Origin of the sequence: Lacticaseibacillus zeae DSM 20178 = KCTC 3804, assembly GCF_000260435.1 — a bacterium.
Classification (GTDB): domain Bacteria; phylum Bacillota; class Bacilli; order Lactobacillales; family Lactobacillaceae; genus Lacticaseibacillus; species Lacticaseibacillus zeae.
Window position 1 is genome coordinate 1 of the sequence record NZ_BACQ01000094.1, and the last position, 580, is coordinate 580.

2 protein-coding genes are annotated in these 580 nt (G+C 44.7%); one reads left to right on the plus strand and one right to left on the minus strand.

The window, feature by feature from the left end; all coding sequences use genetic code 11:
* Positions 1 to 248: ABC-2 transporter permease (locus tag GSO_RS16180; protein WP_010493926.1), on the plus strand; the 248-nt coding region annotated here is incomplete at its 5' end.
* A gap of 90 nt (positions 249 to 338) precedes the next feature.
* Here GSO_RS16180 and GSO_RS15310 read toward each other — a convergent pair.
* A complete protein-coding gene (locus tag GSO_RS15310) occupies positions 339 to 563 on the minus strand; it encodes a hypothetical protein (protein WP_003597463.1) in 225 nt (74 codons plus the stop codon).
* Positions 564 to 580 lie beyond the last annotated feature (17 nt).

Below are 580 nucleotides of genomic sequence, written 5' to 3' on the forward strand. Positions count from 1 at the left end.
TTACCAACCAGTTTTATAACATCATTCACCCATTCTTACCGATGTCGTATTCGATTATGAACTTCCGGAATGCGATTACGAGTGGCATTGCGTCCAACACGGTTACCTTGGGTTACATCGTCATCATCGCCTTCGCACTTGGCTCATTGTTGTTGCTCTGGATCACGATGATCTTGCTACAACGCTATCACAAAATGGGCATTTCACAGCTTGATGACAATCAAAAGCTTCAGGCAGTTGAAAAATAAGTTAACGTTGTCGACCTCTTATCACGAATAGGCGCCTTGATTGCGAGACCTTAACATCCCGCGATCAAGGCGCCTATTTATTTACGGTTCTTATTTGTCGTTCTCCCGTCGTGCCGTCAAGGCTTTCCGCCGCTGCTCAATGCGTTCTTCACGTCGACGGTCATAGTCGCCAAATAAGATTGGATTCACTTTAACATACAAAATAATGGTCATAATGCCCATCAGGAGACACAACATCATATTGCCACCTAACAAAGCGATGGCGACACCGATCGTATCGATGAATACCAGAAAGGAGGCCATGATTTTACTCATCCGAATCATCCTTCTTC

Excerpts from the sequence above, each read along its gene's own strand:
- GSO_RS15310 (WP_003597463.1), bottom strand. The coding sequence starts at position 563 with ATGAGTAAAATCATGGCCTCCTTTCTGGTATTCATCGATACGATCGGT.